This is a genomic window from Saccharopolyspora sp. NPDC002376 (genome assembly GCF_053593195.1).
The window spans coordinates 48,807-69,175 of the sequence record NZ_JBSFBZ010000027.1 but is presented as its reverse complement, the minus strand read 5'-3'; the positions used below and the strand labels follow the sequence as shown (position 1 = coordinate 69,175).

Genomic DNA, 20,369 nt, shown 5'->3' with positions numbered 1-20,369 from the left:
TCGTGCGGTGTTAGCGGTCGCGCCAGGCCAGCGGGGACAAGGTGATCGCCGCATCGGCGATCCGCTTTGCGATCTCGGTCTTGAGGCCCTTGCGTGCTGAGTCGATCCATTCGTCGACCCGGTGAACACCGACCTCTCGGTATTCCACGGCTTGCAGGAGCATCTCCAGCTTGTCGGCGTCCTTGGCGCACAGCGCTTCGAGGGTCTGCCGGGACTCGAACTCGTCGACTGCGCTGCGGACCATGTCACGGGACCGGTCGGGCAGCGTTTCCGTTTGATCAGCGGTGATCTGCCTGGGCTCGGGCTTGGTCAGGTAGCCGTTGGCAGTGTGCGGGAGGTCGCCGGTTCGGGTCTCCTGGCTGTCGTGCCACAGCGCGAGGAACGCCGCTCGGGCCGGGTCCGCTCCCTCCTCGGCCGCGATGATCGCGGCCAGTTGCGCAACACGCATGCTGTGCTCGGCAACCGACTCGGGATCGCGTACGCCCACATGCCACCAGCCAGCTCGGCGAATGCGTTTCAGCACCCCGAGCTCATACCCGAAGGCAGCGAGCGAAGCGGCGTCATCTCGCACGGTATGTCCCTTCTATCGGTTGGCGATTCGAAGCGCGTACTGAAGCCCTGCGAGCTGATCACGCTCGTTCCGATTCAGTCCATCGGTGGACGCGAGTTTTTCGAGCGCTTCACCGAGCGACGCGTGAACCGTGGGACTTCTGCTGAGCAGCGTCGGGCGTGAGGCGATCAATGTGTGCAGCGTGTGGAGGTTGAGCGGGAGGTGAGCTGAGCCTGCATCGAGACGTTCGATGAGGTGCTGAAACAGCCGAACGCCGGTCCATGACCGCGCTTCGGCGAGCTTCTCCTGCGTCAGTGCTGCTGACTGCCGGGCGAGTTTCAGCACGAACCCGGATACGACGCCGGTCATCCGCGAACTCCGACAGGCAGCCGGTGTTGCCGGTCCGCTTCGCATGGACGCTCCCGCGTTTCTTGCTCCAGCAGTGCCGTCGCGCTCGTGCTGACAGTCCGTTCTGCCGCCTTCCTTTTGATCGTAGCGTCGGATCTCGAGTGCGCGAGAACGCCCTCAAGCAGGTGAAACGAGGTGAAGACGAGGGGCGCGCGCACCTCGAATCGCGGATGGAGAGGGATAGTTGTGACTGCAGTTGTCGTGAGGGCCAGGCGTGCGGTGTCGAAGCAGTGGCCGCACATCCGACGGTTCCTGTGCGTCAAGTCGCCTCATCAGGTCGACCACGAGTTCCATCGGTGGTGGGGCGTCGAACGCGGGATGAGCGCGGCGGAGCGGGCGGCTGCGCGTGCACGAGGCGATGACCCGGGCGAGCGGATCCCGCAGTCGCAACGGCGACCGGATCTAGACGGGGAAGGCCGCGCGATCGTCGAACGTACGGAGACCAGTCCTCAAGAACACACCCAGCACCTGCGCAAGGTCGGCTAGCGGTGGCTGCCTCGCCCTGCCCTCCGCGCACGAGGCCCCTGGACCCACGAATCGGTCCAGGGGCGACGCCAGGCGGCACCGCCGCGGACTGTGATGGGCGACACCCTGTTGCGGGAGGTGTGTTTCTGGGAATGATTGGGGTGCCAAAGGTTTGACTTCCGAGTAATTACCGGCCGGTACGGGGGAAGGTGCGTTGCGAGATGACCAACGAGCTGGAGCACTTCATCGGCGGCAAGCGCGTCGCGGGGACCTCGGGTTCCTTCGGCGACGTGTTCGACCCCAACACCGGGCAGGTGCAGTCCCGGGTTCCGCTGGCGTCCGCGGAGGAGGTCGTGGCGGCTGTCAACAACGCCGCCGAGGCGCAGCCGGCGTGGGCCGCGCTGAACCCGCAGAAGCGGGCGCGGGTGCTGATGCGCTTCCTGCAGCTGGTCAACGAGGAGATGGACTCGCTGGCGCGGCTGCTGGCCTCCGAGCACGGCAAGACCGTCGCCGACGCCAAGGGCGACATCCAGCGTGGTCTGGAAGTCGTCGAGTTCGCCATCGGCGTCCCGCACCTGCTCAAGGGCGAGTACAGCGAGAGCGCCGGCACCGGCATCGACGTGTACTCGATGCGGCAGCCGCTGGGCGTGGTCGCCGGCATCACGCCGTTCAACTTCCCGGCGATGATCCCGCTGTGGAAGGCCGCTCCGGCCATCGCCTGCGGCAACGCCTTCGTGCTCAAGCCCTCCGAGCGGGACCCCTCGGTGCCGCTGCGGCTGGCCGAGCTGTTCATCGAGGCCGGGCTGCCGCCGGGGATCTTCAACGTCGTCAACGGTGACAAGACCGCGGTGGACGCGATCCTCACCGAGCCGCGCGTTGAAGCCGTCGGGTTCGTCGGCTCCTCGGACATCGCCGAGTACATCTACACGACCGCCGCGGCCCACGGGAAGCGCGCGCAGTGCTTCGGCGGCGCCAAGAACCACCTGATCGTGATGCCCGATGCGGACCTCGACCAGGCCGTCGACGCGCTGATCGGCGCCGGTTACGGCTCGGCAGGCGAGCGTTGCATGGCCATCTCGGTGGCTGTGCCGGTCGGCGAAGCCACCGCGAACGCGCTGGTGGAGAAGCTGGTCGAGCGGGTGGGGCAGCTCAAGATCGGCACCAGCTTCGACGAGAACGCCGACTTCGGGCCGCTGGTCACCGGCCAGGCCCGGCAGCGGGTCCTGGACCTGATCGGCGTGGGTGTCGACGAAGGCGCGCAGCTGGTGGTGGACGGTCGCGAATTCGAGCTGGTCGGCAACGAGGACGGGTTCTTCCTCGGCGCCTCGCTGTTCGACCACGTCACCCCGGACATGCGGATCTACAAGGAGGAGATCTTCGGTCCGGTGCTCTCGATCGTGCGCGCCGCCGACTACGACGAGGCGCTGCGGCTGCCCAGCGAGCACGAGTACGGCAACGGCGTCGCGATCTTCACCCGCGACGGGGACGCGGCCCGCGAGTTCGTCTCCCGCGTCAACACCGGCATGGTCGGGGTGAACGTGCCGATCCCGGTGCCGATCGCCTACCACACCTTCGGCGGCTGGAAGCGTTCCGGATTCGGCGACCTCAACCAGCACGGTCCGGACTCGATCCGCTTCTACACCAAGACCAAGACGGTCACCTCGCGCTGGCCTTCCGGTCTGAAGGAAGGCGCCAGCTTCACCATCCCGACCATGCACTGAACCCAGGTGAGCGGCGGCCCCGCGGGAGGGGCCGCCGCCTGCGCAGGAGGTGGCGGTTTCGCGCGAGACCGCCGAATGCGAAGGAGTGGACGTGTCCGTTGCAGCCGTAGCCGGTCCGGTGTCGCCGTTCGGCCTTACCGACGACCAGCGCGCGATCCGGGAGGCCGCGCGGGAGTTCGCCGCCGAGCAGCTCGCCCCGCACGCCGTCGACTGGGACCAGGCCAAGCACTTCCCGGTCGAGACGCTGCGGCTGGCCGGGGAGCTCGGCATGGGCGGGGTCTACGTCGATGAATCCGTTGGCGGCAGCGGCCTGAGCCGGTTCGACTCGGTGCTGATCTTCGAGGCGCTGGCCAGCGGCGACCCGTCGATCGCCGCCTACATCTCCATCCACAACATGTGCGCGGGCATGATCGACCGCTTCGGCACCGACGAGCAGCGCGCCCGCTGGCTGCCGCAGCTGTGCTCGATGGAGAGCCTGGCCAGCTACTGCCTCACCGAGCCGGGCGCCGGTTCGGACGCGGCGGCGTTGCAGGCCCGCGCGGTCCGCGATGGCGAGGACTACGTGCTCACCGGCGTCAAGCAGTTCATCTCCGGTGGCGGCAGCTCGGACGTCTACGTGGTGATGGCCCGCACCGGTGAGCAGGGCGCGAAGGGCATCTCAACCTTCGTCGTCGAGGCCGACGCGCCGGGCCTGTCGTTCGGGGCGAACGAGAAGAAGATGGGCTGGAACGCCCAACCCACCAGGCAGGTGATCTTCGACGGCGTTCGGGTGCCGGCCGACCAGCGGCTCGGGGAGGAGGGCATCGGCTTCCGGATCGCGATGACCGGGCTGGACGGCGGTCGGCTCAGCATCGGGGCGTGCTCGCTGGGCGGCGCGCAGGCCGCGCTCGACAAGAGCCTCGGTTACGTGCGAGAACGCACCGCGTTCGGGGTCAAGCTCAGCGAGTTCGAGGCGCTGCAGTTCAAGCTCGCCGACATGGCCACCGAGCTGGAAGCCGCCCGGCTGCTGCTGTGGCGTGCTGCCGCGGCGCTGGACGCCAAGGACCCGGCGGCGACCCGGTTGTGCGCGATGGCCAAGCGACTCGCCACCGACACGGGGTTCGCGGTGGCCAACGAAGCCCTTCAGATCCACGGTGGATACGGCTACCTTGCCGAGTACGGCCTGGAGAAGATCGTCCGCGACCTGCGGGTGCATCAGATCCTGGAAGGCACCAACGAAATCATGCGCCTGATCGTCTCCCGCAGCCTCCTGTCCGGGTGAGGCCGTCCGCAAATGGAAATCGCGGGAGGAGGCGGCGGTGCTGAAGCGTGCCGGTGCGCATGACGAGACACAGGGAGTAGCTGTATGACGGAGCCCGAGGTGCTGGTTCGCGAGCAGGGCTCGCTCGGACGGATCACGCTCAACCGCCCCAAGGCGCTCAACTCGCTGACGTTGGGCATGGTGCGGGAGATGGCGAAGGCCATCGAGCAGTGGCGCACCGCCGAGCACATCGAGGCAGTCCTGATCGACGGAGCGGGCGAGCGCGGGCTGTGCGCGGGCGGGGACGTCCGGGCGTTGCACGATGCGGCCAAGGCCGGTGACGAGTCGCTGCCCACCGCTTTCTGGACCGAGGAGTACCAGCTCAACTCGGCACTGGCGGGGTATCCGAAGCCGGTCGTGGGAATCATGGACGGCATCACCATGGGCGGCGGCGTCGGCATCTCCGCGCACGGCTCGCACCGGGTGGTCACCGAGCGCTCCAAGGTCGGCATGCCGGAGGTCGGCATCGGCTTCATCCCGGACGTCGGCGGCACCTACCTGCTGTCCCGCGCGCCCGGCGAGCTCGGCGCGCACCTGGCGCTGACCGGCGCTCCGGTCGGCGGAGCGGACGCGGTGTATTGCGGCGTGGCCGACTACTTCGTCGACAGCCCCAACCTGCCCGAGCTCATCAACGCGTTGTCCGGCGGCGCGGTGGACGAGGTGCTGCGCAAGTTCGCCGAGCCCACCCCGGAGGCGCCGCTGGCCGAGCAGCGGGAGTGGATCGACGCGGCCTACTCGGCGGACAGCGTCGAGGAGGTCCTGTGGCGGCTGCGGGAGCGTCCGGAAGCCGCGGCCCGCGAAGCCGCCGAGGTGATCGAGCAGAAGTCGCCGACCTCGCTGAAGGTCACGTTCAAGGCTCTGCGCAGCGACTACGCCTCGCTGGAGGAGGCGCTGACGCAGGAGTACCGGCTGGCCATGGCCTGCGTGCGCATCGGTGACTTCGTCGAGGGGGTGCGGGCAACCCTGGTCGACAAGGACCGCAACCCGAAGTGGTCGCCGCCGCAGCTGTCCGAAGTGGACGATGCACGGGTGGCTGAGTTCTTCGCCCCGGTCGCGGGCGAGCCGAAGTTGTTCGGCTGACCTCGCGTCGGCCTCGACTCCGAAGTTCCAGCGCAGAAAGGTTGTGACAATGGCTGTCATCGGTTTCATCGGGCTGGGCCACATGGGCGGTCCGATGTCGGCGAACCTGGTCAAGGCCGGGCACACCGTGCAGGGCTTCGACCTGATCCCGGCTGCGCTGGAGGTCGCCGCACAGCACGGCGTGACCGCCGTGACGTCGGTGGCCGACGCGGTTGCCGGCGCCGATGCGGTGATCACCATGCTGCCCAGCGGCAAGCACGTGCTCGAGTGCTACGACGAGGTGCTGGCCGCGGCCAAGCCCGGCGCACTGCTGGTCGATTCGTCCACTGTGGACGTGGCGGACGCTCGGGCGGCGCACGAGCGGGCCGAGAAGGCCGGGTTCGACTCCGTCGACGCCCCGGTGTCCGGCGGGACGGCCGGAGCCGAGGCGGGCACGCTGACGTTCATGGTCGGCGGCTCGGAGGACGCCTTCCACCGCGCCGAACCGCTGCTGGAACCCATGGCCCGCAAAGTGATCCACTGCGGTGGGCCGGGCAACGGCCAGGTCACCAAGATGTGCAACAACCTTATCCTCGGGGCCTCGATGGTCGCGGTCAGCGAGGCGTTCGTGCTCGGCGAGCGGCTCGGGCTGTCGCACGAGGCGCTCTACGACGTGGCGTCGGTCTCCACCGGGCAGTGCTGGGCGCTGACCACGAACTGTCCGGTGCCGGACCTGGTGGAGACCAGCCGCGCCAACCACGACTACGAGCCCGGTTTCGCGGCCGCGCTGATGCTCAAGGACCTCCGGTTGGCCACCTCGGCGGCAGAGCAGAGCGGCACCGACATCGCGGTCGGCCGCCTGGCCACCGAGCTCTACCGCCGCTTCAACGAGGAGGGCGGCGGCAATCTCGACTTCGGCGCGATCATCAAGTCCGTCCGCGAGCACTCCGGCGACTGACACGAGGCCGTGTGTGGTTTGGGGTTTCATAGCGCCCCAAACCACACACGAACCCACCTGCTCGCAGAACTCACGACGTCCAGCTGCTGGTCGCTTCCGGGCACGCCCAGCAGCTCGGCTATGACGATCACCGGTAGTGGGTAGGCGAGGCCGGTGACCAGGTCGAACCGGTCCTGCCCGGCGAGCTCGTCGAGCAGTTCGCCGGTGACCTCCGCGATCCGCGGTTCGAGATCGGCCACCACCTTCCTGGTGAACGCGTGGCTGACCAGCGTGCGCAGTTCGCGGTGGTCCGGTGGGTCCATCTGGATCAGGTTGCCGTCGGTGATCGCTTCGGCGGCTTCGATCGGCATCAGCGGAAGGAGGTTGGAGGAGAACCGCTGCGGGTCGCTGATGACCTGAACCGCCTCCGGGTAGCCGGAGACGGCCCAGAGCTTCCTCGTCTCCTCGAACCGCACCGGATGCGCGGGTTGCCGCCCGTGCATCCAGAACTGCTGCTGGTCGATGCCCCATCGCTCGGCGAGCGTCGTCATGGGATTTCCCCTCTGCTGGCGGAAGTTCGAGGCGGTGCCGAACTTCTCGCCGGCCCGCATGGCACGAGAATGGCACCACATTGATGCCAGCTCGAGCCATGATGGCATCTGACTGGCTCAGTTTGGACATTTCGTGCGGATGCCGCTCGTCTTGATGGACGGGGTGCCGCAGCGGTTCGCCGGGCCGCGCGTACCCTGGCGCTTTGTGTTTGAGTGGCTTGTCGAGTGGTACGACGGCGTCGAGCTCTGGCTCGTGCAATTGCCGTACCCGCTGCAGGTAGTACTGGTGTTCTCCGTGCTGCTGCCGCTGTGCTGGGGCCTGGCGCGCGTGATCGATCGCGGCATCGACGGGCTCGGTGCGAAGCTCACCCGCGTGCGCGATGCCGAGCCCCCGGTCGGCCGCCGCGACGATGAATCCTCCCGGGGCCGGAAGGAGACGGCGTGACCTCGCGGAAGCGCATTACGTCGGCGTTGATCGGGCTCATAGTCCTGGTGGTCGGCGGCTGGTTCGCCCGCGACGTCGTCGTCGACGACACGGCTCCGGCCAGCACCCAGCAGGTCCAAGAGGTGCCGGGTGCCGATTCCGGCCTGCCGGTCAAGGAGCTGTCCACGCTCCCGCCGGAGGCAGGCAAGACCTGGAAGCTGATCGAGAGCAACGGGCCGTTCCCGTACCCGCAGAAGGACGGCACGGTCTTCGGCAACCGGGAAGGTGTCCTGCCCAAGGAGAAGTCGGGCTACTACCACGAGTACACCGTGCCGACGCCGGGATCTCGCGACCGAGGCGCCCGACGACTGGTCACCGGTGACCACTCTGAGCTTTACTACACAGGCGATCACTACGAGTCCTTCGTGGTCGTCGACACCACGGGTTGAGTGCGATGTTTGCGACTAAATGGGCCATCAGGGTGCGGAAGGAGCAGCCGGTGAGCGGGGTGGAGCCCCCATCCGCCGACGTCTCGGCGCGCGAGGCCGTGCAGGAAGCAGAGGAGCGCGGGGCGACCGCGCACCTTCTCGACGGTTCTGACCTGATCAGCAAGCGGACCACGCTCGACGGCATCGCCGCCGTGCTGAACTTCCCGGAGTGGGCGGGCCGGAACCTGGACGCCCTCTACGACTGCCTGACCGACCTGTCCTGGCTGTCCGAGGGCGAGCACGTGCTGGTCTGGTCGGGTTTCCAGACCCTGGCCGAGCACGACCCGAAGGCCTTCGGCGGGATCAACGCGGTCCTGCGCGACGCAGCGGAACACCCGATCTGCGGCCGAACCTTCACCTCGGTCCTGACCAAGGACTGATCGCCGGAACGAAAACCCCGCCCGCCGCGGACTGCGGCAGGCGGGGTTCGGTGTCTGAGGGTCAGGTCACTTGAGGGCTTCTGGGACCCAGGAGGGCTTTCGCTTTTCGGCGAAAGCCTGCATTCCTTCCTGGCCCTCTTCGCCTGCGAAGTGCTCGGCTGAGAGTCCGAGCATCTGCTTGAAGGCTTCGTCCATCGCCGACGGGCGCTGGGCGGTCAGCATTTCCTTGGTCGCTGCCAGGGCGTTCGGGGCGCCGAGGGCGAGCATGTCCGCGTAGCGCTTGACCTCCGCGTCCAAGTCGGCGGCGGACACCGCGGAGTTGATCAGGCCGATCTCGGCCGCACGGCGGGCGTCGAAGGTTTCGCCGGTGAGGAACAGCTCGTGCGCCTGGCGGGTGGTCAGGCGGGGCAGCACGGTCACCGAGATCACCGCGGGCACCACGCCGATGCGCACCTCGGAGAAGGCGAAGGTGGCGGTGTCCACCGCGACCGCGATGTCGCAGGCCGCGATGATGCCCACCCCGCCGGCGCGGGCCGGGCCGGCGAGCTTGGCCACGATCGGCTTCGGGCAGGTCCAGATCTGCTCCAGGATCGCCGGGAACTCCTGCACGCCCTGGTTCTCGGCGTTGGCCGAACGCGATTCCTTGAGGTCCATCCCCGCGCAGAACACGGTGCCGGTGTGGTCCAGGACGATCACGCGCACCGCGTCGTCGGCGATCGCGGACGTCAGGTGCTGCCGCAGCTCCTTGCGCAGCTGAGCGGACAGGGCGTTGCGGTTGCGCGGCGAATCCAGGGTGATCGTGGCGACGCCATCGGCCACGACCAGGTGCACGAGTTCATCCATGACAGGCACGTTAACCGCGCTGACCAGAACCCGACCAGTGATCCACGTCGCAACGCGAAACTACAGTTTCAATTGAAACTGTAAATCCCAGGCACGGCGGATCACAGTTTCAATTGAAACTGTGATCCACCGGGGTCAGGTGCGTGGGTAGCGGTCGGACCACTCGGGTGGACGGGGACCGAATTCGAGGACCGCGTCGTGGGCGAGGCGTTCGATCACCTCGTGCAGTTCCAGCTCGGCCGTCCAGCGCTCCGGGATGCGGCGCGCTCCGGCGACCGCTCCCACCAGGCAGCCGCAAACCGCTCCGGTCGTTGCGCTGTTGCCGGAGTGGTTGACCGCCACCGGGAGTGCGGCGTCGAAGTCGCCTTCGCTGATCAGCGCCGCGTAGAGACCGATGGACAGGGCTTCCGCGGCGGTCGAGCCGGTGCCGAGGGCGCTCTCCACGTCGCCCGGTGATACCCGGCCGTCGCGCGCCAGCTCGGCCGCTGCGTTGATCCGGCGGGTGACTTCTTCGTGCCCGGAGTGCGCCGCGAGCTGCCCGAACACGTCGTCCACGGCGGCGCTCAGCGGTTCGCCGGCGAGCAGCCGGGATGCGAGGAAGGCCAGTGCGCCTGCGCTCAGGCGGGCCGTTGGGTGGCCGTGGGTCAGGGCTGCGGTGCTCATGCCGACGTCGAAGACCTCGGCCGGGTCGCTGCTCCACAGCGCCGCGGGCACCGCTCGCATGATCGCGCTGCTGCCCGACGAGTCGCTGACCGGCTGCTCCGGGGTGCCCATCGGCTGCTGGCCCTTGGCGAAGGCGATCAGCGTGCGCATCATCGTCCGGCCCGGGTTGCGGGTCTGGAACAGCGCACGCTGCTGGACCAGCCAGCCGTCCGGTTCCGGTGTGGTGCGCAGGAATTCGCCCGCCGCGCGCGGCCAGCTCAGGTGCTGGGTGTGCAGCCAGCGCTGGTAGGCGTGCTGGATGTGCCGGGTCGGGTCGGCGGTTCCGCTGGCGCGGCGGCTGACGTTGGCGCGGATCGTGCCTTCCAGCGAGAACAGCAGCAGCTGGGTGTCGCTGCCGAGGCGACCGGAGGGGTGTCCGGCGGGGACGTAGCCGGTCAGCCCGCTCGCCCCGTGCCGGGAGCGGATCTCGTCCCAGTTGTCCGCGGCCACCGGGATGCCGAGGGCTTCGCCGACCGCGCAGCCCAGCACCGCGCCCACGAACCGATCGCGGGACGCCGCCAGCCGGGGGACCGCGGTCAGCCCGGTGCGGTAGTCCGTTGTGGACGGTGCCGGTTCGGCCGCGTCGGTGGTCGGGTAGCGGCGCTCCCAGGTCTCGGATTCGTCCGGGTAGGGGCCGAATTCCGCTGCCGCGTCGACGGAGATCCGCTCGATCAGCGACGTGATCGGCAGTTCGTCGAGCAGCTCGGCGGGGATCGCCGTCGGACCGTGCAGCGCGCCGAGCAGTTGCCCGCACAGCATCGCTGAACTGGCGGTATCACCGTCGTGGTCGCTCGCCGCGCGGATCGCTGCGGCGAAGTCGTCCTCGCACGCCACGGCCACTCGCATCGCAATCGCCAGGGCGTCCAGGCCGCTGCGCCCGGACTGCATGGCGTTGAGGTTCTCCGGGCCGGGGTGGAATCCGGCCGGGCTGACGTGGCCCAGCCGCAGCGCGTGCGTGAACGTGCTGCGGGCCGGTCGCCAACCGGAAATGCCTTGCCGCAGCGAGGTTTCCAGCGGATTCCCGCGCAGCAGCCACAGCATCGACACGCCGAGGACGCTGGCCGGGCTGTGCCCGTTGACGTGCCCGTGGGTGAGCGCGGCGAGGTCGCCGCCCAGCGCGAACACGGTGCCCGGATCACCCGACCACAGCGCCGCGAGCGCGCCCATCGGCACCGCGGTGGCGGCGTCGGAGCTGTTGATCGGCTGCTTGCGCGACCCGGCGGCGTGCCCGGTGACAACGCGCGTCAACGCGGTGAGCAGCGTCGGTTCGTCGGTTCGCGACGAGTGCAGCAGTCGTTCCCGCACCAGCCAGCCGTTCGGCTGCGCGGTGTCGGTTCCGCAGTCCCGCCAGGGAACACCGCGGGTGTGCAGCCAGCGCCGCAAGCCGTTGAGCGCGAAGCCGAGCGGGTCGCCTTCACCGGATGCGCGCGCCTGCGTGTGCGCCCGGATCATGCCTTCCAGCGCGAAGAGCAACGCGCTGGTGCGCTGCCCGACCTCGCCGAGGGCGACGAACTCGCCCACCGCGCCGCCCAGCAGCATGCCGAGCATCCGGCTGGGGGCTTCGGGGAGCGGGCCGTTGCGGTCGGCCAGGCCCGTGTCGGGCACCGGCGGCGACTCGTCGCCGAACCGGTGTTGCAGGGCTGCTGCCCACAGCGGTGCGGTGGCGGGCCGTTCCCGCCACCGCCGCCAGGTCTCCAGCAGTTGCTGCTCCACCGGGTCGCGCTCGCCAGCGGCGCGCGCCTTGCGCCAAGCCGCCAGCAGCGCTCGCTCCGAGTCGTCCAACCGGGATTCGTCCACGCGGTCTATCCGAGGTAGCGCTGCGCCCAGTCGGGCATTTGCTGGTCGGAGGTGATCTCGGCGCGGGCCCGCTGCTCGTCGGCGACCAGCTCGGTGAGGACTTCCCGCAGCTCCAGCTCTTCCAGCCACTCGGCCGGGATCTGCTCGGTGCCGCGAGCCGCTCCGAGCAAGCTGCCGCAGATCGCCGCGGTGGTCGCGGTGTTGCCCGAGTGGGTGGCCGCCAGCGAAACCGCGTCGGCGAAGGAGTTCGGGTGGGCCAGTGCCGCCGCGACGGCGATCGCCAGCGCTTCCGGCGCCTGCCAGCCCAGCCCCAGCTCCTCGAAGCGGGTGGGCGAGACCTGCCCGCTGCCGACGATCTCGATCGCCGAGCGCAGCCCCTGGGTGATGCCCTCCGCGACCTCCATCTGGTCCAGCTCGGCGAGCACCGAGTGCACGGCGTCGACCAGGGTCTGCCCGTTGTTGAGCGAGCACACCAGCCCGGCCAGCGCACCAGCGGTGAGGTAGCCGTCCGGGTGCCCGTGGGTGACCGCGGCGATCTCCGCGCCGCGGATGATCGCGTCCTGCGGCGAGGTGAACTCGAAGCCGACCGCCGCACCGCGCACAGCCGCTGCTGCGGTGCGCGCCGAGTTCGGCGGGTTGCTCGGCGTCGGGACCTCGCGGCGGTCCGAGAAGCGGGCCAGCGCGGTCAGCGTCGCCTCGTCCGGGAACCGCTGCGCCTGCAGGACCTCGGTCTCGGCGAGTGCGCCGAGCTGGAAGACGCCGCTGCGCAGCTTCACGCCCTGCGTGTGCATCCAGTGCAGCAGGGTTCCGCGCACCACTGACGGCCAGTGCTCGCTGATGCCGCGCTGCACCGAGCGGACGCGGGTGCGGATCAGGGCGTCCAGGACGAACGCGGTCTGCTGTCCGTGCGCGGTGGCCGCCGCCCGTTTGCCGAAGGCTTCGGCCATCTCCCGGATGCCTTCCGGGTTCTCGCGCAGGATCGTGCTCAGGTCGGAGAACATCCACGGCGCGCCGAGCGCGTCGCCGACCGCGGTGCCCAGCACGCAGCCCGCCACCCGCTCGTCGCGGCTGAGCTGGACCTGGGTCTCAGCGACCAGCTCGCCCTCGTCCTCGGTCTCGGCGGCCTCGCCGATCAGCTGTGCCGCGCGCTCCGCGCCGAAGGCCTCGACGAGCAGCTTGTGCAGGTCCTGCGTGAGGTCCGCGGAGTTGCCGTCCTCGTTGTCGCGGAACTTCCGCCAGGCGGCGAGCAGCTGCAGCTCCTCGTTGGAGAGCCCGTCGTCCGCGTCGTCGTCGGCCGGTTCTGCCACCGACTCCTCGGCGACCGGTTCGACCTCGGGAGCCTCCGGCTCGGTGGTGGGTTCGTCCTGCTCGGCGGGCTCCTCGTCGGTGTCGTCGGCCGGTTCATCGGCAGGCTGCTCAGCGACGGCGACAGCCGTTTCGGCAACTGCAGCCTCGACCGCCTCGGGCTGCTCCGCGGTCTCCGCAACGGCTTCCGCCTGTTCCGCGATCGGCTCTTCGGCCGGTTCCGGCTGCTCGTCGGGAGTGTCCTGCTCGGTGGGCTCGTCCGCGCCGATGGGGTAGCGGTCCAGCCAGTCGGCATCGCGCGGCGGGTTCGGGCCGAACTCGCGGATCGCGTCGGCGGCCAGCTGCTCGATGACCTCGCGCAGCTCCAGCTTGTCGCGCCAGGTCTGCGGGATCGCTTCCGAGGTCAGCGCCGCGCCCATGATGTTGCCGCAGATCGCCGCGGTGGAGTCGCTGTCGCCGGAGTGGTTCGCGGCCAGCACCACCGCGTCGGCGAACGACTTCGGGTGGGTCAGCGACGCGCACACCGCGATCGCCAGAGCCTGCTCACCGAACCAGCCCTCGCCGAGGGATTCCTGGATCTGCTCCGGCGTCGGGTCGCCCTCGGCGGCGAGTTCGGTGGCCGCGCGCAGCGCCGTCGAGGTCTCCTCGTGACCGTCCCAATTGGACAGTTCGGTGAGCGCGCCGTCCACTGCCTCCGGCAGCGACCGGCCGTCCAGCAGCTGCTGGACGATCACCGCCAGCGCACCGGCGGGCAGGAAACCGCTCGGGTTGCCGTGCGTGAGCAGCGCGGTCATCGCACCGACCTGGAACACCGCGGCGGAATCGGCCGACCACAGCGCTGCCGGGGCCGCCCGCATCACGCCGCCGCAGCCCTTGGAGTCGTTGAGCCGGTTGCTGAAAGAGCCCTGCGGCTTGCCGTTGGCGTAGCCGTGCAGCGCCTGGATGCACGTGGTGCCGGGCGCGCGGCGGACGAACAGGCCCTTCTGCCGGATCAGCCAGCCGTCCGGCGGGGTCGCCGCCAGCGGTCCGCCGGCTTCCCGCCAGTCGAAGCCCTGGGTGTGCAGCCAGCGCTGGTAGGCGTGCTGGACCTGGGTGGCCGGCTCGTTCTCGCCGAACAGCCGCCGCCGGACGCTCGCCCGGATCAGGCCTTCCAGCGTGAACATCGTCATCTGGGTCTCGTCGCTGACCGAGCCGCCGGGCCGGTGCGCGTCGACGAAGTCGGTGAGCCCGGGCGAGCCGTACTTGCGGCGGATGTCCTGCAGCGAGTCGTCCTCGATCGGGTAGCCGAGGGCGTCACCGGCGGCGCCGCCGAGCAGGAAGCCGAGGATCCGCTGCGCGCGCAGCTCCTCCGGATCGGCGGGTTCCTCGGTCGCGACCTCGGAGCTCGGTTCGCCCGCAGCCTCGGAAGATTCCCCGGACCCCGTCACGTCGGTGACGGATTTAGCAGCTGCGGTTTCGTCTTCGTCGGAAGTCGCTTCGGATTCGTCCGAGTCCTCATCAGCCACGGCTTCATCTGTGGCTGTTTCGGGCTCGTCATCGGGCGCTGCGGGCTCGTCGGACTCCTGAGCTGCGGCCTCTTCGACGACCGGAGCGGCTGGAGTTTCCTCGGCGACAGCGTCGGTTTCGTCATAGGCCGGGGTCGCGTCGGAGTCCTGGTCAACCGTGGTTTCTTCGACGACAGGAGCTGATTCGGCAGCCTCCGCAGAGGCGCTTTCCTCTTCGGCGGTTTCCTCCGCGGGCGCTGCTTGCTCGGCGGGCTTCTCCGAGACGAGCGGCAGAGCGGAGGTGAAGTCCAAGTCGGAGACATCCTTGGCGGCTGGGTAGCGAGCCTCCCAGGCGTCACCGCTCGGCGGCGTCGGGCCGAACTCCAGCAGCCCGTCCTTGGCGAGGGCTTCGACGACTTCCCGCTGCTTGAGGTCGCGCAGCCACACGCCAGGCAGCGCGGGCGCGCCGTAGCGGGCGCCGACGATGTTGCCGCAGATCGCGGCGGTGGAGTCGCTGTCGCCGGAGTGGTTGACCGCCACCATCAGCGCGGCGGCGATGCTGTCCGTGCTCAGCGCCGCGCACACCGCGATCGCCAGGGCCTCGTGCCCGGCCCAGCCGCCGCCCAGCGAGTCCTTGAGCTGCTCGGGGGCCGGTTTCCCCTGCTTGGCGAGGTTTTCGGCGGCCTGCAGCGCGCGTTCGGTGTCCTCGTGGTCCGCGTACTGCACCAGCAGCTCACGGGCCTGGCGCACCGATTCCTCCAGCGTCGCCTCGCGCAGCAACTGGTGGACGATCACCGCGAACACACCGGCGGGCAGGTAGCCGTTGGGCTGCGAGTAGGTCAGCGCCGCGGTCGCGGCGGCCAGCTCGAAGACCTGCTTCGGGTCGTCGGACCACAGCGCGACCGGGGCGGCGCGTACCACGCCACCGCAGTCGGGCGAGTCGTTGATGGGACGCGAGAAGGTGCCGGGAGCGCCGACCGAGGCGAATTCGCGAAGTGCAGTTATGCAGCTGCTGTTCGGCGAGCGCACGGCGAACAGGTCGTGCTGCTCGATCAGCCAGCCGTTGGCCTTGGGATGGCTGATGGCGTACGGCCCGGCGGCCCGCATCCACGCGTAGCCCTGGGTGTGCAGCCAGCGCTGGTAGGCCAGCTGGATCGCCGACAGCGGGTTGTCCGCCCCGGCCCGGACCGCGATGTGGCCGCGGATCAGGCCTTCCAGGGTGAACATCGTCATCTGGGTGTCGTCGGTGAACTCGCCGGGCTGGTCACCGGTGCGGTCGTACTCGGTGACGCCCATCGCGCCGAAGCGGCTGCGGATCTGGTCCACCGGGTAGAACTCGACCGGCGCGCCCAGTGCGTCACCGATCGCACCGGCCAGCATCGAGCCCAGGAAGCGGCGGCCGAACTCCGTCTCGATCGGGTCGATCGGCGCGGGAGGCTGCGGCACGGGCGCGGCGCCGTTCGGCACCGGCGTGCCGTGGGGCGGAGACGGCGGAGCGACTGCGGGCATACCGGCGGCGGGGGAGTTCACCGGGCCCCCGGGGGCCTTCGGTGGCACCGAAGCGGCGGCCTTGACCAGGTCCTCGGCGGGCACTCGGGCCTTGACCGGGCTGGTCGGGTTCACCTGGACGTCGATGCCGGTCGGGTTGTGCGCGGCCAGCTGACGACCGGTCATCCGCTGCCAGGTCGTCCAGTTCGGCGGCAGGAACCCGTCGGAGGTGAACACCTGCAGCTGCCGGCGCCCCGACTCGTGCTCCATCGTGAACAGACCGCTGCCCTGCGGCTGTGCGAACAGGATCAGCTCGGCGTCCAGCATCGCGGTCAGCAGCGCGTGCCCCTGCGCGTAGCCGGTGGTGGTCAGCTGGAGGGCGCGCTCGACGTCGTTGGTCGGCGCGGGCAGCCGCAGCGCGACCGGGGACGGCCGGTAGTTCGGGTTGGGGGAGAAGTCGTCGGTGATCTCGCCCTTCTCATCGACCCGGTAGCCGCCGATGAAGCCCCACGGCGGAACCTCGGCGCTCGGGTCGGTGAAGATCGGATCGACCACGTACAGCCAGGTGTTGGGCTGCTTCGTGGCCTGCTCCCGCATGGCGGGTGTGATGACCGGTCGATTCGGCTGCTGCGTCGTGTTCATCTCGCGCTGTTGTCCCCGACTCCTCATCCAGCCCTGCATTGATCGCCCCCGCACCCCGGCGGTCACTTGATAGCGCGGGTCTGGCGGAGCCGACGAACACAGGGAGCAGCCGGTTCCCCGCCCCGACGCTGATATCAAACTCTCTCATGACCACATGGGGTGAAGCTTAGTGTTCGGCGCAACGACTCAGGGTTAATGGGTGATCAGCCCTTTGGCTCGAATGGGCAAGTTCATCTCGTCCAGCCCGTGACCGCGAAGTACGACCAGCACCGCGTGGTGGGCGGCGCATGCGCCGCCCACGCAGGACGAGGTTGAAACAACCCCAATGGTCAGGACGAGAGCATGGCGGCCATCAGGCAGCTGGTGCACGGCATGCCGACCGGAGCGTCCAGTGGTTCGGCCTCGCCGGGGCGGATGGCGAACCCGCAGTAGGCGCGCAGCGCGGAGGGCATGGTGCCTTCGGCGGGCAGCGGGAAGAAGTGGCAGGACTTGTCCCGCTCACCGCGGGCCAGCTCGGCGCGCACCCGAGCGATCAGGTGGGGCTGCGGGATCATGTGGCGCTCGCGAGGAGCAGCGAAGACGGGTCCGGCAGCGACCTGGAATGTCGGGGTGTTCCGGGTCGCTGCCGGTCATCGTGTACCCAGCTGGACACGTGCGCCATCATGCCCGGAAGGTTGCCCACCTCACCCGAGTTGTCGACTTTTGCTCACTTGGAGTTGTAGTCGCGAATGTAGGCCTCGGTGAGATCACGCTCCTGCTGCCGAGCGCTGTCCACGTCGCGACCGTGCGCTCGGTCCAGGCTTTCCTTGTCCTTCTTGACGTCTTTCCAGGATTGGCCCACCGTTCAGACCTCCTGGCATCGCTGGGTCGTGAGAACGTTCGCGAAGGATCCCTCGGTCTGCTCCGCGAGATCAGGCTTGGCGCCGAGCGAAACCTCGCGCTTGTTCGAGGCGCGCGTCCCCGTTCCGCTTGAGTTGTCCAGCAGCTTTCACTTCCCGTAGTGGTATCGGCATGCTGCGATGCGTATCTCGTCGCCCGCGAGTTTGTAGACCAGTCGGTGTTCGTCGGAAATGCGGCGTGACCAGTACCCCTGGAACCCGTGCTTCAGGGGTTCGGGTTTGCCGATGCCTTCGTTCCCGTTCCGGCAGATGTCCTTGATCAGCGCGTTGATCCGCTTGAGGATCTTGCGATCTTCGGTTTGCCACCAGACGTAGTCGTCCCAGGCGGCTTCATCCCAGAGCAGCTTCATTCGACGAGTTCGTGCTGTTCGCCGCCACCGGCCTCCAGTCGTTCGATCGCCTGGATGAGGCGGCGCGCGTTCTCGGGGCTGCGCAGGAGGTAGGCGGTTTCCTGCAAGGACTGGTAGTCGTCCAGCGAGACCATCACGACCGGCTCATGGCCGGCGCGGGTGATCACGACCTCCTCGCGGTCGTTGACCACGGAATCGAGGGTCTCGGCGTACTTCGCGCGAGATTCCGAGTAGCTCATCGTCTTCATCGAACACCTCCTGTACGCAATACTGTACGCCACCATGGGTGAAGTGGGCAAATAGTGGAGCGCGTCGGATGCGAGGCCCTTCTTCGAAGTCAGAGAGCGACGGGTAGGTGGGCCGATCCTCGGGCTTCGGCGTAGCGGTTGAGGACCAGGTCCGCCAGGGCTTCGTCGTCTGCCATCGGGGCTGCGATCAGGGGGCCCGACGCATGCTCGCGGGCCAGGGCGGTGATTCGGTCGGGGAGCAGGCCCGGGGCGAGGAACCAGGAGGCGACCGCGATGCGACGGGCGCCTCGGGCGCGCAGGAGCTCGATCGCCGCTGGCACTGCCGGTTCGGCCGCCGCTGCGAAGGTTGCGACTGCCCCTGCCCAGGCCGTTTTCGCCTGCCAGCGTTCCGCGACGTCTGCGACCAGCTGATTCGCCAGGGCGTGCGAGGAGCCCGCGCTCGCCAGCAGCACGCCGAGCTCCGGGTCGTCGGGATCGACTCCGGTTTCCAGCAGGCGGCGCCAGGCTGCTGATTCCAGACGCGGGTCGGGGCCCAGGACGTCGGTGACGTGCACCTGGAGACGTGGGTAGCGGCGCTGCGTCTCGGCCACCGCCGCTGGGACGTCCACGCGGGCGTGGAAGGCGCGGCCGAGCAGGAGCGGGACGACCACCGCCGTGTCGTGGCCGTCGCCGTGCACCGCGCTGAGCACGTCGCCCAGGCGCGGTGCCGACAGGTCCAGGAACGCCGCTCGCACGTCGAGGTCCGGGCGCAGCGCGCGCACCACGTCCAACAGGGCGTGGATGGTCGCGGCCGAGCGCGGGTCCCGGCTGCCGTGGGCGACTGCCACCAGAGGCGCCGTCATGGTCATTCCGCCGCGAACGGCGCCAGCGGCACCCCGATCAGGCCCGCAGCCAGCGTGGTTCCGTCGGCGGGGTCGATCACCAGGAACGAGCCGGTGCGGCGGCTGGCCGCGTAGGCGTCCACCGGTAGCCGCTCCGCGGTGCGCAGCTGCACTCGGCCGATCTCGTTGAGCTGCAACGCATCCGGAGCATCCACACTGGACAGCTGCTGCTCGTCGAAGCGGGCCGACAGCTCGGTGACGATGGTCTGCACCGTTCGTGTGCCGTGCTTCACCAGCACCTTCGCGCCCGGCTTCAGCGGCTTCTCGGCCAGCCAGCACACCGTGGCGTCGAGCTCGTCGGTCAGCTCCGGGGCGGCGTCGGCGGCGGCGATCAGGTCACCGCGCGAGATGTCCACGTCATCGGCCAGCAGCAGCGTGATCGAGTGACCGGCCGCGGCGCTCGGCTTCGCGCCGTTCGGAGTGTCCACCTTGGACACGCGCGTCCGCACCCCGGCGGGCAGCACCACGACTTCGTCGCCCTCGGTGACGATCCCGGCCGCCACCTGGCCCGCGAAACCCCGGTAGTCCGGGTGCTCCGCGGTGCGCGGGCGGATCACGTACTGCACCGGCAGGCGGAACGGCGCGTCGTGCGGGTCCGGCGCCACCGGCACGCCCTCCAAGTGCTCCAGCAGCGACGGGCCGTCGTACCAGGGCGTGTTCGCCGAGTGCTCCACCACGTTGTCGCCGAGCAGCGCGGACACCGGGATGGTCACCACGGAGTCGTCGCGGTAGCCCAGCGCGCGGGCGTGCTCGGTGAACTCGGCGGCGATGCGGGTGAACACCGCTTCGTCGAAGTCGACCATGTCGATCTTGTTCACGGCCAGCACCAGCTGCGGCACGCCCAGCAGCGCCAGCACCGCCGCGTGCCGCCGGGTCTGCTCGATGACGCCCTTGCGCGCGTCCACCAGCAGCACCGCCAGCTGCGCGGTCGAGGCGCCGGTGACGGTGTTGCGGGTGTACTGCACGTGGCCGGGGGTGTCGGCCAGCACGAAGGTGCGCTTCGGGGTGGCGAAGTAGCGGTAGGCCACGTCGATGGTGATGCCCTGCTCACGCTCCGCGCGCAGGCCGTCGACCAGCAACGACAGGTCCGGCGTCGCCAGGCCGCGGTCGGCGCTGGCGCGGTGCACGGCGTCCAGCTGGTCGGCCAGCACCGACTTGGTGTCGTGCAGCAGCCGTCCGACCAGGGTGCTCTTGCCATCGTCGACGGACCCGGCGGTGGCCAACCGCAGCAGGTCGGTCTGCACCGGCAAGGTCACCTCGGTGCCGCTGTCCGGCGCGGTGCGGGTCATGGTCTCGGTCATTCGGGAACCCTTCAATGAGGACGTGGTCGTTTTGCGTGGCGGTGCGAGTAGCGGAACCTCAGACGCCGCCTGGCTGCGGGATCCCGTTTTCATGCATGACCAATGCACGGCGAACGGGCTGTCCTCGCCAAGAGCCCAAGTCGGGC

At 69.4% G+C, this 20,369-nt stretch carries 20 protein-coding genes; 8 read left to right on the top strand and 12 right to left on the bottom strand.

Features of this window, described 5'->3' with window-relative positions:
* Window positions 1-10: 10 nt before the first annotated feature.
* Together ACWCO2_RS19415 and ACWCO2_RS19410 are read right to left on the bottom strand one after the other, a co-directional pair.
* Window positions 11-571, bottom strand: a complete 561-nt coding sequence (locus ACWCO2_RS19415) for an HD domain-containing protein (protein WP_450129127.1) — start codon at window positions 569-571, stop codon at window positions 11-13.
* 12 nt (window positions 572-583) lie between these two features.
* Entirely contained in the window at window positions 584-919 is a 336-nt protein-coding gene (locus tag ACWCO2_RS19410) for a hypothetical protein (protein ID WP_450129126.1), read from the bottom strand.
* Between the two features lie 240 nt (window positions 920-1,159).
* On the opposite strand from ACWCO2_RS19410, the gene ACWCO2_RS19405 reads away from it, so the two are divergent.
* The 5 genes from ACWCO2_RS19405 (at window position 1,160) to mmsB (ending at window position 6,461) form a co-directional block, all read left to right on the top strand.
* The gene (locus tag ACWCO2_RS19405; protein ID WP_450129125.1) at window positions 1,160-1,444 is read left to right on the top strand and encodes a hypothetical protein; all 285 of its coding nucleotides are present in this window, start codon (window positions 1,160-1,162) and stop codon (window positions 1,442-1,444) included.
* A 200-nt stretch (window positions 1,445-1,644) separates the two neighbouring features.
* Window positions 1,645-3,144, top strand: a complete 1,500-nt coding sequence (locus tag ACWCO2_RS19400) for a CoA-acylating methylmalonate-semialdehyde dehydrogenase (protein ID WP_450129124.1) — start codon at window positions 1,645-1,647, stop codon at window positions 3,142-3,144.
* Window positions 3,145-3,235: 91 nt separating this feature from the next.
* Complete coding sequence (locus ACWCO2_RS19395) at window positions 3,236-4,405, top strand: acyl-CoA dehydrogenase family protein (protein ID WP_450129123.1); 1,170 nt, start codon at window positions 3,236-3,238, stop codon at window positions 4,403-4,405.
* A gap of 84 nt (window positions 4,406-4,489) precedes the next feature.
* Entirely contained in the window at window positions 4,490-5,524 is a 1,035-nt protein-coding gene (locus ACWCO2_RS19390) for an enoyl-CoA hydratase/isomerase family protein (protein WP_450129122.1), read from the top strand.
* Window positions 5,466-6,461 (top strand): 3-hydroxyisobutyrate dehydrogenase, encoded by a 996-nt coding sequence (mmsB, locus tag ACWCO2_RS19385; protein ID WP_450129121.1) that lies wholly within the window; start codon window positions 5,466-5,468, stop codon window positions 6,459-6,461. The genes ACWCO2_RS19390 and mmsB overlap by 59 nt, the downstream gene beginning before the upstream one ends.
* A 26-nt stretch (window positions 6,462-6,487) precedes the next feature.
* Here the strand turns inward: mmsB and ACWCO2_RS19380 are convergent, their stop codons facing one another.
* Window positions 6,488-7,051: a hypothetical protein gene (locus ACWCO2_RS19380; RefSeq protein ID WP_450129120.1), complete on the bottom strand. Its 564-nt coding sequence runs from the start codon at window positions 7,049-7,051 to the stop codon at window positions 6,488-6,490.
* 79 nt (window positions 7,052-7,130) lie between these two features.
* Between ACWCO2_RS19380 and ACWCO2_RS19375 the strand changes: the two genes are divergently transcribed.
* Genes ACWCO2_RS19375 through ACWCO2_RS19365 form a run of 3 tightly spaced genes read left to right on the top strand, consistent with a single transcriptional unit; the run spans window position 7,131 to window position 8,283 of the window.
* Window positions 7,131-7,436, top strand: coding sequence for a hypothetical protein (locus ACWCO2_RS19375; RefSeq protein ID WP_450129119.1), 306 nt, complete (start codon window positions 7,131-7,133; stop codon window positions 7,434-7,436).
* Window positions 7,433-7,864 carry a ribonuclease domain-containing protein gene (locus tag ACWCO2_RS19370; protein ID WP_450129118.1) on the top strand — a complete coding sequence of 144 codons (432 nt, stop codon included), beginning with the start codon at window positions 7,433-7,435 and terminating at the stop codon, window positions 7,862-7,864. Before ACWCO2_RS19375 ends, ACWCO2_RS19370 begins: the two co-directional genes overlap by 4 nt.
* Window positions 7,865-7,914: 50 nt before the next feature.
* On the top strand, window positions 7,915-8,283 hold the full coding sequence (locus ACWCO2_RS19365; RefSeq protein ID WP_450129117.1) for a barstar family protein: 369 nt from the start codon (window positions 7,915-7,917) through the stop codon (window positions 8,281-8,283).
* A 66-nt stretch (window positions 8,284-8,349) separates the two neighbouring features.
* Here ACWCO2_RS19365 and ACWCO2_RS19360 read toward each other — a convergent pair whose 3' ends face one another.
* From ACWCO2_RS19360 to ACWCO2_RS19320, 9 genes are all read right to left on the bottom strand, one after another.
* Window positions 8,350-9,126, bottom strand: a complete 777-nt coding sequence (locus tag ACWCO2_RS19360; protein ID WP_450129116.1) for an enoyl-CoA hydratase-related protein — start codon at window positions 9,124-9,126, stop codon at window positions 8,350-8,352.
* A gap of 135 nt (window positions 9,127-9,261) precedes the next feature.
* Window positions 9,262-11,625, bottom strand: a complete 2,364-nt coding sequence (locus tag ACWCO2_RS19355) for an ADP-ribosylglycohydrolase family protein (RefSeq protein WP_450129115.1) — start codon at window positions 11,623-11,625, stop codon at window positions 9,262-9,264.
* Window positions 11,626-11,630: 5 nt separating this feature from the next.
* Window positions 11,631-16,544, bottom strand: a complete 4,914-nt coding sequence (locus ACWCO2_RS19350) for a type VII secretion system-associated protein (protein WP_450129114.1) — start codon at window positions 16,542-16,544, stop codon at window positions 11,631-11,633.
* Between the two features lie 329 nt (window positions 16,545-16,873).
* Window positions 16,874-17,098 (bottom strand): hypothetical protein, encoded by a 225-nt coding sequence (locus ACWCO2_RS19345; RefSeq protein WP_450129113.1) that lies wholly within the window; start codon window positions 17,096-17,098, stop codon window positions 16,874-16,876.
* Between the two features lie 152 nt (window positions 17,099-17,250).
* A complete protein-coding gene (locus tag ACWCO2_RS19340) occupies window positions 17,251-17,385 on the bottom strand; it encodes a hypothetical protein (protein ID WP_450129112.1) in 135 nt (44 codons plus the stop codon).
* Between the two features lie 147 nt (window positions 17,386-17,532).
* Window positions 17,533-17,793: a Txe/YoeB family addiction module toxin gene (locus ACWCO2_RS19335; RefSeq protein WP_450129111.1), complete on the bottom strand. Its 261-nt coding sequence runs from the start codon at window positions 17,791-17,793 to the stop codon at window positions 17,533-17,535.
* Window positions 17,790-18,041 (bottom strand): type II toxin-antitoxin system Phd/YefM family antitoxin, encoded by a 252-nt coding sequence (locus tag ACWCO2_RS19330; protein WP_450129110.1) that lies wholly within the window; start codon window positions 18,039-18,041, stop codon window positions 17,790-17,792. The genes ACWCO2_RS19335 and ACWCO2_RS19330 overlap by 4 nt, the downstream gene beginning before the upstream one ends.
* 89 nt (window positions 18,042-18,130) lie before the next feature.
* On the bottom strand, window positions 18,131-18,883 hold the full coding sequence (locus tag ACWCO2_RS19325) for a sirohydrochlorin chelatase (RefSeq protein WP_450129109.1): 753 nt from the start codon (window positions 18,881-18,883) through the stop codon (window positions 18,131-18,133).
* Between the two features lie 2 nt (window positions 18,884-18,885).
* Window positions 18,886-20,211 carry a sulfate adenylyltransferase subunit 1 gene (locus ACWCO2_RS19320; protein WP_450129156.1) on the bottom strand — a complete coding sequence of 442 codons (1,326 nt, stop codon included), beginning with the start codon at window positions 20,209-20,211 and terminating at the stop codon, window positions 18,886-18,888.
* Window positions 20,212-20,369: the final 158 nt, after the last annotated feature.